Here is a 13,605-nt window from a genome sequence, read left to right as displayed (position 1 = left end):
CGATCTCCGGAAATGGGAGGGCGCACCGATACGGCAGCCGGCTTCAGACCCAACCCTAGCGGAGAATTTCTCATGGCAGTTACCATGCGCCAAATGCTGGAAGCCGGTGTCCACTTCGGTCACCAAACGCGCTTCTGGAACCCGAAGATGGCCCCCTTCATCTTCGGTCATCGCAACAAGATTCACATCATCAACCTCGAAAAGACGCTGCCGATGTACAACGACGCGCTGAAGTATGTGCGTCAACTGGCAGCGAACCGCGGCACGATCCTGTTCGTCGGCACGAAGCGTCAATCGCGCGACACGATCGCTGAAGAAGCGCAACGCGCTGGCATGCCGTTCGTGAACGCACGCTGGCTCGGCGGCATGCTGACCAACTTCAAGACGCTGAAGGTTTCGATCAAGCGCCTGAAGGACATGGAAGCAGCCGTGGAAGCGGGCGAGCTCGAGAAGATGAGCAAGAAGGAAGCGCTCCTGTTCGAACGTGAAATCGCCAAGCTGCAAAAGTCGATCGGCGGCGTGAAGGACATGGGCGGCATTCCGGACGCGATCTTCGTGGTCGACGTCGGCTACCACAAGATTGCCGTGACGGAAGCGAACAAGCTGGGCATCCCCGTGATCGCCGTGGTCGATACGAACCACTCGCCGGAAGGCATCGATTACGTGATCCCGGGCAACGACGACGCGAGCAAGGCCGTTGCGCTCTACACGCAAGGCGTGGCTGACGCGATCCTCGAAGGCCGTGCGAACGCGGTCAACGACGTGGTTGTCGCGGCGCGCGGCAACGACGGCGACGACGAGTTCGTCGAGGTCAACTCGGAGGCGTAAGCTGCCCCGTGTCCGGCAAGAAAAGGGGGCTTTCCATAGGCCCCTTTTTTTTAAGCCGCGACTTTCGTCGCCGCGTCATATGAGCGGCACCGTAGCCCTGTAGAAGCAGCTGTAAAAAAGCGTTTCACCGCAGGCGGAAACGGAAACGAATTTCTGCCGGCCGCGTCGAAAGGCGGGCGGCGTGTACCAGACAGACTCAAGGAGCGAATGATGGCGGCAATTACCGCAAGCATGGTGGCAGAACTGCGCGCGAAGACCGACGCGCCGATGATGGAATGCAAGAAGGCGCTGACGGAAGCCGACGGCGACCTGGCGCGTGCCGAAGAACTGCTGCGCGTGAAGCTCGGCAACAAGGCCAGCAAGGCCGCTTCGCGCGTCACGGCTGAAGGCGTGATCTCGTCGTTCATCGGCGCCGGCGCTGGTGCGATCGTCGAACTGAACTGCGAAACCGACTTCGTTTCGAAGAACGATGACTTCATCGGCTTCTCGAAGAAGATCGCCGAACTCGTCGCCACGCAAAACCCGGCTGACGTCGCCGCTCTGTCGGCGCTGGCGCTGGACGGCTCGACGGTCGACGCAGTGCGTCTCGCACTGGTCGGCAAGATCGGTGAAAACCTGTCGATCCGCCGTTTCGCGCGTTTCGAAACCGCCAACCAGCTGGCTGCGTACCTGCACGGCACGCGTATCGGCGTGCTGGTCGAGTACACGGGCGCGGACGAGCAAGTGGGCAAGGACGTCGCGATGCACATCGCCGCGATGAAGCCGGTCTCGCTGTCGTCGGACGACGTGCCGGCCGACCTGATCGCCAAGGAGCGCAGCATCGCCGAGCAGAAGGCTGCCGAATCGGGCAAGCCGGCTGAGATCGTCGCGAAGATGGTCGAAGGTTCGGTCCAGAAGTACCTGAAGGAAGTCTCGCTGCTGAACCAGCCGTTCGTTAAGAACGACAAGCAGACGATCGAGCAGATGCTCAAGGCTGCTGGCACGACGGTGCAGAAGTTCGCCCTCTTCGTGGTCGGCGAAGGCATCGAGAAGCGCCAGGACGACTTCGCTGCCGAAGTGGCCGCGCAAGTCGCTGCTGCAAAGCAGCAATAAAGACGGATAAGCCCGCCTCGCTGCGCCTTGCGCGGCAGGCGGCAACCGCAGTTGTTGCAGCACCGCAGTTAGCTGAGTTGTAAGCCGTGGCGGAGCAATCCGCCGTGGCGGGCAGCGTAGCGGCGACGCGCATGGTAGTCCCCCGCTGTGCGCGGCGTCGGAAATCTTCGCTATTTCTGGCGGCGCTTGCCCGAAGCCGTATTTCACCCCTACAGTTTCAAGTTATTGCCCTTTGCGCGCGATCCTGGATACCTCCATGCCCACACCCGCCTATAAACGCGTCCTGCTCAAACTTTCCGGCGAAGCCCTGATGGGCGATGATGCCTTCGGCATCAATCGCGCCACGATCGAACGTATGGTGGCAGACGTGGCCGAGGTGGTGCGTCTGGGCACCCAGCTCGCAGTCGTGATCGGCGGCGGCAACATTTTCCGCGGCGTCGCGGGCGGCGCGGCCGGTATGGACCGCGCAACGGCCGACTACATGGGTATGCTGGCTACGATGATGAACGCGCTCGCGCTGCAGGACGCCATGCGTCACGCTGGCATCGAAGCGCGCGTGCAGTCGGCGCTGCGCATGGACCAGGTCGTCGAGCCGTACATCCGCCCCCGCGCGATTCGCCAGCTCGAAGAAGGCAAGGTCGTGATCTTCGCCGCCGGCACGGGCAACCCGTTCTTCACCACCGACACGGCTGCCGCGCTGCGCGGCTCGGAAGTCGGCGCCGAAGTCGTCCTGAAGGCCACCAAGGTCGACGGTGTCTACTCGGCCGACCCGAAGAAGGACCCGACCGCCACGCGCTACTCGACCATCAGCTTCGATGAGGCAATTGGTCGCAACCTGCAGGTGATGGACGCCACCGCGTTCGCGCTGTGCCGCGACCAGAAGCTGCCGATCCGCGTTTTTTCCATCGTCAAGCCGGGCGCTCTCAAGCGCATTGTTCTGGGCGAAGACGAAGGTACGCTCGTCCACGTGTAAACTCTCGTCTCACGAGAGGTTCGAACACGGGCCGCGCCGCCCATCAGCGCGCCGGCGGGCCCGTTCCGTTATGAAGGTTCGGAGGTATCAAAATGGCTGTGGCTGACATCAAGAAGGGCGCCGAGCAGAAAATGCAGCGCTCGATCGAAGCGTTCAAGAGCGATCTGGCGAAAATCCGCACGGGCCGCGCCCATACCGGTTTGCTCGACCACATCCAGGTCGACTACTATGGCTCGCCCGTGCCCATCTCACAGGTCGCGAACCTCACGCTCGTCGACGCGCGCACGATCGGCGTGCAGGCATGGGAAAAGAAGATGGTGCCGGTCATCGAAAAGGCGATCCGCGAGTCGGATCTCGGCCTGAACCCGGCCACGCACGGTGACCTGATCCGCGTGCCGATGCCCGCGCTGACCGAAGAGCGCCGCAAGGAGCTCACGAAGGTCGTCAAGAACGAAGGTGAAACGGCGAAGGTCGCCGTGCGCAACCTGCGTCGCGACGCCAACGAGCAGCTCAAGAAGCTCGTGAAGGACAAGGAAATTTCCGAAGACGACGAGCGCCGCGGCGGCGACGAAGTCCAGAAGCTGACCGACCGCTTCGTGACGGAGATCGAAAAGCTCGTCCAGACGAAGGAAGCCGAGATCATGACGGTCTGAGGCCTCAGGGCCTCCAGATTCGCCAGATTTCAGGCGGTTTCCCTTTTTTATCGCAGTTACAGTCCGACGGCCATGACCTATACCAGCTCAACCGTTCGCGTGCCCGACGTGGCGGCCGTACCGCGCCACATCGCGATCATCATGGACGGCAATGGCCGTTGGGCAACCCAGCGGCGTCTGCCGCGCGTCGCGGGCCACACGCGCGGCGTCGACGCCGTGCGTTCGGTCGTCGAATCGTGCGTGGAGCGCGGCGTCGAATACGTGACGCTCTTCGCCTTCAGTTCCGAGAACTGGCGTCGCCCGACCGACGAAGTGTCGTTCCTGATGCGCCTTTTCGTCACCGCGCTTGAGCGCGAGGTGGCGCGCCTGCACGCGAACGGCATCCGCCTGCGCGTGGTCGGCGACCTGTCGATGTTCAACGAACGCATCCAGGACCTGATTCGCCGCGCGGAAACCAAAACCGCGCGCAACACCCGTCTCACGCTTACGATCGCCGCGAACTACGGCGGCCGCTGGGATATCCTCCAGGCCACGCGCAAGCTGGTCGAGGAAGCCGCGGCCACGGGCACGCCGGTTCCCGTCACCGAAGACACGCTGTCCCAGCATCTGGCCATGGCCTACGCGCCCGAACCGGATCTCTTCATTCGCACGGGCGGCGAGCAGCGGGTGAGCAACTTCCTGCTCTGGCAACTCGCCTACGCCGAGTTCTATTTCACCGATACGTTCTGGCCGGATTTCGACGCCGAAGCGCTCAGCCGCGCCATTGCGTCGTATGCCGAGCGCGAGCGCCGCTTCGGCCGCACGAGCGCGCAGGTCGTCGCCCAGAACGCCGATTCCCTTTCATGCTGAAGACCCGCGTCATTACGGCGCTCGTCCTGCTGGCAGTCTTCCTGCCGATCACGCTGTTCGCGCCTGTGGCGGCGTTCGGCGCGCTGATCGGCGTTGTGGTCGTCTTCGCCGCATGGGAGTGGGCGCGTCTGCTGAAGGCGGGCGCGACCGGCTCGATCGTCTACGCCGTGATCGCGGCGGCCGCCGTGGCGCTCAGTACGCGCCTGCCGGCGCCCCGGCCGCTCTTTCAGGCGGCGGGCGTGTTCTGGATCATTGCCGGCCCTTACGTGCTGCTGCGCAAGCCGGTGCTAGCCGCAGGCGCCTGGCGAGCCTTTCTGCTGGCCGCCGGGCTCGTCGTTTTCGCGGCCTGCTGGCACGCCCTCGTTGCGGCGCGCACGGCCGGCGTTGCGTTCGTTTTGTCCCTGTTGCTCGTGGTCTGGCTGGCCGATATCGGCGCATACTTTGCAGGTAAGGCATTCGGAAAGCATAAGCTTGCGCTTTCGATCAGCCCCGGCAAGACCTGGGAGGGCGCCGTGGGCGGCTGGGCCGCCGTGATGGTGGTGTCAGGCGCGGCGATCGCGCTGCACGCGTTCGAACCCACGCTGTATTCCGCGCTCGCCGCCCAGATCGGGCTCGGCCGTGCGCTTTTCGTACTTACCGTGCTGGTCGCGTTCAGCGTGATCGGCGATCTGTTCGAGTCGATGATGAAGCGCCAGGCCGGCGTGAAGGATTCGAGCGGACTCCTGCCGGGCCATGGCGGAGTCCTCGACCGCATCGACGCACTGCTGCCCGTGCTGCCGCTCGCCATGCTGCTGCTCGGCTAAAGGCGCGTGGCCAGGACACCAGGTTAGAGATTTGAATATGCAAAAACGACTCACACTGCTCGGTTCCACGGGCTCGATTGGAGACAGCACGCTCGACGTCGTCGCGCGTCATCCGCAACGCTTCTCGGTCTATGCGCTCACGGCGCATCGCAACGGCGAGAAACTCGTCGAACAATGCTTGCGCTTCGCCCCCGAAGTGGCCGTGGTCGGCGACGCCGACACCGCCGCACAGGTCGAGCGCAAGCTGCGCGCGGCCGGCTCGAAGACCGTCGTGACCTACGGGCCGCAGGCGCTCGTCGAAGTCTCGAAGAGCGATGGCTGTGACACCGTGGTCGCGGCGATTGTCGGCGCGGCAGGTCTCGCGCCCACGCTCGCAGCGGCCAAGGCCGGCAAGCAGATCCTGCTCGCGAACAAGGAAGCGCTCGTGATGTCGGGCGACATCTTCATCGACGCCGTGTGCGACAGCGGCGCCGTGCTGCTGCCGCTCGACAGCGAGCACAACGCCGTGTTCCAGTGCTTCCCGCGCGAAAACGCGCAGCGCGATGGCGTCACGAAGATCATCCTGACCGCCTCGGGCGGCCCGTTCCGCACCCGCGAGCCCTCGACGCTCGTGAACGTGACGCCTGACGAGGCCTGCAAGCACCCGAACTGGTCGATGGGCCGCAAGATCTCCGTCGATTCGGCCACGATGATGAACAAGGGCCTCGAAGTGATCGAGGCGCACTACCTGTTCGACCTGCCGGGCGATCGTATCGACGTGCTGATTCACCCGCAGAGCGTGATCCACTCGATGGTTTCGTATGCCGACGGTTCGGTGCTCGCGCAACTAGGCAACCCCGACATGCGCACGCCGATCGCGCACGCGCTGGCGTACCCGGATCGTGTCGATTCCGGCGTCGCGCAGCTCGATCTCGCACAAATCGCGACGCTCACGTTCGAGAAACCCGACTACGCGCGCTTTCCGTGTCTCGCACTCGCGATGCAGGCTTTGGCGGCCGGCGGCGTGGCGAGTGCGGCGCTCAACGCGGCGAACGAAGTTGCAGTCGAAGCATTTTTGAACCGGCGCATCGGCTTCATGGCCATCGCCCAGACGGTGGATGCCGTACTGAACGCGCTCGAGAACCGCAACGCGTCGAGTCTCGAAGTCGTGCTCGAAGCCGACGCGGCGGCCCGCCGCGCGGCTCACACCATCATCGACAGCCTGCCGGTGCCGGCCTGACAGGTCAGCGAGGGGCTTGCGGAAGGGCCCGTGCGGCCCCTCAGGCACGCGAGCCTGACCTCGGGGCCGATCCCGCACCGGTGCGCTGCTTCCAGCCCAGGAGGCGCTCATGAACCTGCTTACCGAACTGGTCGCATTCGTTGTGGCGATCGGCGTGCTGGTCGTCGTGCACGAATACGGGCACTACAGCGTCGCGCGCCTGTGCGGCGTGAAGGTCCTGCGTTTCTCGATCGGCTTTGGCCGGCCGCTCGTGCAGTGGGTCAGCAAGAAGAGCGGCACCGAGTGGACCATCGCGGCGCTGCCCCTCGGCGGCTACGTGAAGATGCTCGACGAGCGCGAGTCGCCCGACCAGATTCCCGCAAGCGATTTGTCGCACGCGTTCAACCGCCAGTCGGTCGGCAAGCGCATTGCAATCGTCGCGGCGGGCCCGATCGCCAACTTCGTGCTGGCCGTCGCGCTCTTTTCGGTGGTGTACGCGAGCGGCGTGACCGAGCAGAAGGCCATTGTCGCGGCGCCGCCCGCGCAATCGGCGGCGGCGCGTGCCGGCTTCCAGGGCGGCGAGACGATTCTTTCGGTGAGCGATGCAAACGGCAGCCGCACCGAGCCCGTGCGTTCGTGGTCTGACCTGCGCTGGAAACTGCTCGCCACGGCGTTCGACCAGGGCCATGTCGTCCTTGCCGCGCGCGATGGCGAAGGCACCTACGATTTCCCGCTCGATCTCTCGCAACTGACCAGCAAGGATCTCGACGACGACTTCATGGCGAAGCTCGGCCTCGAGGCGGGCGGCAACACGCTCAGGGTGGCGGCCGTGGAGGCGGGTAGTGCGGCGCAACATGCCGGACTGCAAGCGGGCGATCAACTGCGTGCCGTCGATGGTCGGGCCGTGGACAGCGCAAGCACTTTCATCGCCTGGGTGAAGGCGCATGCGGGCAAGCCCGTGCGGCTCACGGTCGCGCGCGGCGAGGCTGCTCAGAACCCGCAGACGCTCACGCTCACGGTCACGCCGACACTGCAGCGCGACGCGCAGACGGGCGAGGAAGTCGGTCGAATCGGTGCGGCGCTCTCGGCGCAGGCGCCTTCCGTGGACGTGCGCTACGGGCCGCTCGAGAGCGTGCGGCTCGGTGCGTATCGCACGTGGGACATCGCCGTGTATTCGCTGCGGATGTTCGGCCGCATGATCACGGGCGAAGCCTCGCTGAAGAATCTGTCGGGTCCGGTGACGATCGCTGACTACGCCGGCAAGAGCGCGAGACTCGGTCCTTCAGCGTTCCTGTCGTTCCTCGCCCTCGTGAGCATCAGTCTCGGCGTATTGAATCTGCTCCCAATTCCGGTATTGGACGGGGGGCATCTGTTATATTATGCGGTTGAAGCCGTAACGGGCAAAGCCGTCTCGGACCGCTGGCAGCTCGTGCTGCAGCGCGCGGGACTTGCCTGCATCGTCGCACTGTCGGCGATCGCGTTGTTCAACGATCTGGCTCGGTTAATCCATTTTTAAAGATGTCTGGCGGCTTCCGTGGGCGGGCCGCCTGACCTGATGCAGCTATACATAATTGGGGAAGCACGTTGTTTAGACCTCATCGCTTGGTTCCAAAAACGGTTGCGGCCGCGGCGATCGCCGCACATGGACTCGTTGCCCACGCAGCAACGACGCCTTTCGTGGTTCAGGACATCCGCATCGAAGGGCTGCAACGCGTCGAGCCGGGCACGGTGTTCGCCTACCTGCCGATCAAGCAGGGCGACACGTTCACCGATGACAAGGCGTCCGAGGCCATCCGCGCACTGTATGCGACGGGCTTCTTCAACGACGTGAAGATCGCCACCGAAGGCGGCGTAGTGGTGGTGCAGGTGCAGGAGCGCCCGGCCATCGGCACGATCGACTTCGCGGGCATCAAGGAATTCGACAAGGACAACCTCACGAAGGCGCTGCGCGCAGTCGGTCTTTCGCAAGGCCGCTACTACGACAAGGCGCTCGTCGACAAGGCCGAGCAGGAACTCAAACGCCAGTACCTCACGCGCGGCTTCTACGCCGCCGAGGTGACGACCACGGTCACGCCGATCGACCGCAACCGCGTCGGTCTGCTGTTCTCGGTGGTCGAAGGTCCGAGCGCGAAGATCCGCCAGATCAACTTCATCGGCAACAAGACGTACAGCAGCGGCACGCTCCTCTCGGAGATGCAGCTGTCCACGCCGAACTGGTTCTCGTGGTACACGAAGAACGACCTGTACTCGAAGGAAAAGCTCACGGGCGACCTCGAGAACGTGCGCTCGTACTACCTGAACCACGGCTACCTCGAGTTCAACATCGACTCGACGCAGGTCTCGATCTCGCCCGACAAGAAGGACATGTACCTCACCATCGGCATTCACGAAGGTGAGCCGTACAAGGTGTCGGGCATCCAGCTGTCGGGCAACCTGCTCGACCGCGAGGCCGAGCTCAAGAAGCTCATCAAGATCAAGCCGGGCGACACCTTCTCGGCCGAGAAGCTGCAGGCCACGACCAAGGCCATCGTCGACAAGCTCGGCGAGTACGGTTACGCGTTCGCGACCGTCAATGCGCTGCCGCAGATCGATCAGGCGAATCACACGGTCAACCTCACGCTGCAGGTCGATCCGAGCCGCCGCGTGTACGTGCGCCGCATCAACGTGGTGGGCAACACGCGTACCCGCGACGAAGTCGTGCGCCGCGAAATGCGCCAGCTCGAAAGCTCGTGGTTCGATTCGAACCGCCTCGCGCTCTCGAAGGACCGTATCAACCGTCTGGGCTACTTCACCGACGTCGACGTGACCACGGTGCCCGTGGAAGGCACGGCCGACCAGGTGGACGTGAACGTGAAGGTCGCTGAAAAGCCGACCGGCGCGATCACGCTGGGTGCGGGCTTCTCGTCCACGGACAAGGTGGTGCTGTCGGCGGGCGTGTCGCAGGACAACGTGTTCGGTTCGGGCACCTCGCTCTCGCTGAACGTGAACACCGCGAAGACGTACCGCACGCTGGCTCTCACGCAGGTGGACCCGTACTTCACGGTGGACGGCATCAAGCGCATTACCGACGTCTACTACCGCACGTACCAGCCGCTGTACTACTCGACCGATTCGAGCTTCCGCATCATCACGATGGGCGGCGACCTCAAGTTCGGCATTCCGTTCTCGGAAGTCGACACGGTCTACTTCGGCGCCGGCTTCGAGCAGGACACGCTCGACATCGACTCGAACACGCCGCAGAGCTATATCGACTACGTGAACCAGTTTGGCCGCGTGTCGAACAACGTGCCGCTCACGGTGGGCTGGTCGCGCGACGCGCGTGACAGCGCGCTCGTGCCGAGCAAGGGCTACTTCACGCAGGCGAATGCCGAGTACGGCACGCCGGTTGGCGGCACGCAGTACTACAAGGCCGACGTGCAGGCGCAGTATTACTACTCGTTCGCGCGCGGCTTCGTGCTGGGGCTGAACTTCCAGGGCGGCTACGGTAACGGCCTCAGCGGCAAGCCGTACCCGATCTTCAAGAACTACTACGCCGGTGGTATCGGTTCTGTGCGTGGCTACGAGCCGAGCTCGCTGGGTCCGCGCGACAAGACGACGAACGACCCGATCGGCGGTTCGAAGATGCTGGTCGGCAACATCGAGCTGACCTTCCCGCTGCCGGGCACGGGCTATGACCGCACGCTGCGCGTCTTCACGTTCGTCGATGGTGGTAACGTCTGGGGCACGGAAGGCAACAGCATTGGCGCCAACGGCCTGCGTTACAGCTACGGTTTCGGTCTCGCGTGGATTTCGCCGATCGGGCCGCTCAAGCTGAGCCTGGGCTTCCCGGTTACCAAGCACACGGGCGACCAGTACCAGAAGTTCCAGTTCCAGATCGGGACGGCATTCTGACGTATGTTTTGCCCGGCGTTTGTTGCGCGCGCAGCGCACAGCGCCGGAATCCAGGAAACGAGAGGATGACTTTGCTAACGGGTATGTTTTCCAGACGGACGATCGGGGCGATGACCGTGTCGCTGGCGCTCCTCGGTTTTGGCATGGGTGTGGCGCAGGCGCAGGAAGCCAGGATCGCGGCGGTGAATTCCGACCGTATCCTGCGCGAGTCCGTTCCCGCGAAGGCCGCGCAAACCAAGCTCGAAGCCGAGTTCGCCAAGCGCGACAAGGATCTGCAGGACATGGCTCAGCGCCTGAAGTCGATGTCCGATTCGCTCGACAAGAACGGCCCGTCGATGTCGCCGACCGATCGCGCGCAGAAGCAGCGCGACCTTTCCGCGCTCGACAGCGACTTTCAGCGCAAGCAGCGCGAATTCCGCGAAGACCTGAACCAGCGCCGCAATGAGGAACTGGCGGCGGTGCTCGACCGGGCGAACAAGGTGATCAAGCAGATCGCCGAGCAGCAGCATTACGACCTGATCGTGCAGGAAGCGGTGTACGTGAGCCCGCGCATCGACATCACCGACCAGGTACTGAAGGCGCTCGCAGCGAATAGCGCGGGCGGCAGTAGCAGCAACTAAGGCAACTAAAAGCAACTAAGGCAGGAGCAGCACGCGCATGGCATTTACGCTTGAGGACATCGTCGGGCGGTTCGGCGGCGAGGTGGTGGGCGATGCGACGCAACGCGTCAGTTCGCTGGCGCCGCTCGACCAGGCCGGTCCGCAACAGCTCGCGTTCCTCGCCAATCCGAAGTATCTCGCGCAGGTCGAGACGACCCGCGCGGGCGCGGTGCTCATCAGCCCCGGCGACCTCGAGAAGCTCGCATCGCGCGATGGACGCAACTTCATCGTCACACCGAATCCGTATGCTTACTTCGCGCGTGTCGCGCAGGCGTATATCGACCTCGCCGCGCCGAAGGCGCAGCCGGGCATCCACGCCAGCGCTCACGTCGACGCGAAGGCGCAGGTTGCCGCGAGCGCGGTAATCGGCCCGAACGTCACGATCGAAGCGGGCGCTGTGATCGGGGAAAACGTGCGGCTCGACGCGAACGTCTTCATCGGCCGCGGCACCCAGGTGGGCGAGGGCTCGCACCTGTATCCGGGCGTGACTGTCTACCACAGTTGCAAGCTTGGCCAGCGCGCGATTGTGCACGCCGGCGCCGTGATCGGCTCGGACGGCTTTGGTTTCGCCCCCGATTTCACGGGCGAGGGTGACGCGCGCACGGGTAGCTGGGTCAAGATTCCGCAAGTGGGCGGCGTGGCCATCGGGCCGGACGTCGAGGTCGGCGCGAACACCACGATCGACCGCGGCGCGATGGCCGATACGATCATCGAAGAATGCGTGAAGATCGATAACCTCGTGCAGATCGGCCACAACTGCAAGATCGGCGCGTACACGGTCATCGCGGGCTGCGCCGGCATTGCGGGCAGTACGACGATCGGGCGCCATTGCATGATCGGCGGCGCAGTGGGCATTGCGGGGCACGTCACGCTGGGGGACTACGTGATCGTCACGGCAAAGTCGGGTGTCTCGAAGTCGTTGCCGAAGGCCGGCATCTACACGAGCGCTTTCCCGGCGGTCGATCACGCCGACTGGAACAAGAGCGCCGCGCTGTTGCGTAACATCGACAAGCTGCGCGACCGTATCAAGGCGCTCGAAGCGGCGGTAGCCCAGAAGCCGCAGGGCGAATAAGAAAGCAGTATCGAGGTAGCGGGCGGCGTGTCGCGGGAGCGGCGCGCCGCTTTGCGTAGCGGACGGCCAAAGCCGCTCGCCTGGGGGTTCCCCGCAGGGGGCCTCCGCCCGGGGCTACCCGCCCGGGGCAATACGCATGCACGGGAGCCCGGGCGTGGCGCATACTTCGCGTCAGCGCGGGCGAGTTTGGTCCGGCGCCTCGAATATCGAAATCGAAAGTCACACGCGCAATTCCTGCGTGAGCAGAACCACCATGAACATCGAAAAACTCAACTTCGACATCCACAAGATTCTCACGCTGCTGCCGCACCGCTATCCGTTCCTGATGGTGGACCGGGTCATCGAGCTCGAGCCGCACAAGAGCATCAAGGCGTTGAAGAACGTGACGGTCAACGAGCCCTTTTTCACGGGACACTTCCCGCAGCGTCCGGTCATGCCCGGCGTGATGATTCTCGAGGCGCTGGCGCAAACCGCCGCGCTGCTCACGTTCTCGGAGGAAGAGCAGGACTTCGAGAATACGCTGTACTACTTCGTGGGCATCGACGGCGCGCGCTTCAAGCGCGTAGTCGAGCCGGGCGACCAGCTCATCCTCAACGTGACGTTCGAGCGCTACATGCGCGGCATCTGGAAGTTCAAGGCGGTGGCCGAAGTCGAAGGCTCCGTGGCCTGCGAGGCGGAACTCATGTGCACCGTCAAGAAAATGGACGCGGCGCAATAAGAAGCGCCGCCGCATGCCGCAGCGCGCCTTGACCTCGAGGCGCCAGCGCACGGAAACAGAATCGGAGAGCGAGGACGAATGAGCAGGATCCATCCCACTGCGGTCGTCGAGTCGGGCGCGCAGATCGACGAATCGGTCGAAATCGGGCCGTTCGCGGTCATCGGTGCGAACGTCACCATCGGTGCACGCACGAAGGTCGGTTCGCATAGCGTGCTGGAAGGCCACACGACGATTGGCGAAGACAACACGATCGGCCACTACGCGTCGATCGGCGGCCGTCCGCAGGACATGAAGTACAAAGGCGAGCCCACGAAGCTCACGATCGGCAACCGCAACACCATCCGCGAGTTCACGACGCTGCACACGGGCACGGTGCAGGACACCGGCATCACGATCATCGGCGACGACAACTGGATCATGGCCTACGTGCACGTGGGCCACGACTGCCGTCTGGGCAACAACGTCATCATGTCGAGCAACGCGCAGCTCGCGGGCCACGTGTTCGTCGAAGACCACGCGATCGTCGGCGGCATGACCGGCGTGCACCAGTTCGTGCGCATTGGCGCGCACTCGATGGTCGGCGGCGCCTCGGCGCTCGTGCAGGACGTGCCGCCGTTCGTGATCGCCGCCGGCAACAAGGCGGTGCCGCACGGCATCAACGTCGAAGGTCTGCGCCGTCGCGGCTTTTCGGCTGACGCGATTTCCGCGCTGCGCTCGGCGTATCGCACGCTCTACAAGAACGGGCTCTCGCTCGAAGAGGCGAAGGTGCAGCTCGCCGACCTCGCGCAGGCGGGCGGCGACGGCGACGTGCACGTGAAGGCGCTGCTCGACTTCGTCGAGCAGTCGCAACGCGGCATCATTCGCTGATC

At 64.2% G+C, this 13,605-nt stretch carries 13 protein-coding genes; all 13 read left to right on the top strand.

Annotated features, from left to right (window positions below; all coding sequences use genetic code 11):
* Positions 1-72 precede the first annotated feature (72 nt).
* The 13 genes from rpsB (at position 73) to lpxA (ending at position 13,603) form a co-directional block, all read left to right on the top strand.
* Positions 73-828, top strand: coding sequence for a 30S ribosomal protein S2 (gene rpsB / locus E1N52_RS06450; protein ID WP_133181278.1), 756 nt, complete (start codon positions 73-75; stop codon positions 826-828).
* 210 nt (positions 829-1,038) lie between these two features.
* A complete protein-coding gene (tsf, locus tag E1N52_RS06445) occupies positions 1,039-1,920 on the top strand; it encodes a translation elongation factor Ts (RefSeq protein ID WP_133181276.1) in 882 nt (293 codons plus the stop codon).
* Positions 1,921-2,176: 256 nt separating this feature from the next.
* A complete protein-coding gene (gene pyrH / locus E1N52_RS06440; RefSeq protein WP_028204061.1) occupies positions 2,177-2,893 on the top strand; it encodes a UMP kinase in 717 nt (238 codons plus the stop codon).
* A gap of 92 nt (positions 2,894-2,985) precedes the next feature.
* On the top strand, positions 2,986-3,546 hold the full coding sequence (gene frr, locus E1N52_RS06435; protein WP_069265618.1) for a ribosome recycling factor: 561 nt from the start codon (positions 2,986-2,988) through the stop codon (positions 3,544-3,546).
* Between the two features lie 72 nt (positions 3,547-3,618).
* The gene (locus E1N52_RS06430) at positions 3,619-4,395 is read left to right on the top strand and encodes an undecaprenyl pyrophosphate synthase (protein ID WP_133181274.1); all 777 of its coding nucleotides are present in this window, start codon (positions 3,619-3,621) and stop codon (positions 4,393-4,395) included.
* On the top strand, positions 4,389-5,198 hold the full coding sequence (locus E1N52_RS06425) for a phosphatidate cytidylyltransferase (RefSeq protein WP_133181272.1): 810 nt from the start codon (positions 4,389-4,391) through the stop codon (positions 5,196-5,198). Before E1N52_RS06430 ends, E1N52_RS06425 begins: the two co-directional genes overlap by 7 nt.
* Before the next feature lie 37 nt (positions 5,199-5,235).
* A complete protein-coding gene (locus tag E1N52_RS06420) occupies positions 5,236-6,417 on the top strand; it encodes a 1-deoxy-D-xylulose-5-phosphate reductoisomerase (protein WP_133181270.1) in 1,182 nt (393 codons plus the stop codon).
* A 109-nt stretch (positions 6,418-6,526) separates the two neighbouring features.
* Entirely contained in the window at positions 6,527-7,912 is a 1,386-nt protein-coding gene (rseP, locus tag E1N52_RS06415) for an RIP metalloprotease RseP (RefSeq protein ID WP_133181269.1), read from the top strand.
* Positions 7,913-7,980: 68 nt separating this feature from the next.
* The gene (gene bamA / locus E1N52_RS06410; RefSeq protein ID WP_133181267.1) at positions 7,981-10,287 is read left to right on the top strand and encodes an outer membrane protein assembly factor BamA; all 2,307 of its coding nucleotides are present in this window, start codon (positions 7,981-7,983) and stop codon (positions 10,285-10,287) included.
* Between the two features lie 71 nt (positions 10,288-10,358).
* Positions 10,359-10,907, top strand: a complete 549-nt coding sequence (locus E1N52_RS06405) for an OmpH/Skp family outer membrane protein (RefSeq protein ID WP_133181681.1) — start codon at positions 10,359-10,361, stop codon at positions 10,905-10,907.
* Positions 10,908-10,944: 37 nt separating this feature from the next.
* Complete coding sequence (gene lpxD, locus E1N52_RS06400) at positions 10,945-12,018, top strand: UDP-3-O-(3-hydroxymyristoyl)glucosamine N-acyltransferase (RefSeq protein ID WP_133181265.1); 1,074 nt, start codon at positions 10,945-10,947, stop codon at positions 12,016-12,018.
* A gap of 253 nt (positions 12,019-12,271) precedes the next feature.
* Positions 12,272-12,736, top strand: a complete 465-nt coding sequence (gene fabZ, locus E1N52_RS06395; protein ID WP_028204052.1) for a 3-hydroxyacyl-ACP dehydratase FabZ — start codon at positions 12,272-12,274, stop codon at positions 12,734-12,736.
* A 78-nt stretch (positions 12,737-12,814) separates the two neighbouring features.
* Complete coding sequence (gene lpxA, locus E1N52_RS06390) at positions 12,815-13,603, top strand: acyl-ACP--UDP-N-acetylglucosamine O-acyltransferase (protein ID WP_133181263.1); 789 nt, start codon at positions 12,815-12,817, stop codon at positions 13,601-13,603.
* Positions 13,604-13,605: the final 2 nt, after the last annotated feature.

The sequence above is a fragment of the Paraburkholderia guartelaensis genome (assembly GCF_004353905.1).
GTDB lineage: Bacteria > Pseudomonadota > Gammaproteobacteria > Burkholderiales > Burkholderiaceae > Paraburkholderia > Paraburkholderia guartelaensis.
This window is presented reverse-complemented; position numbering and strand designations above follow the sequence as displayed.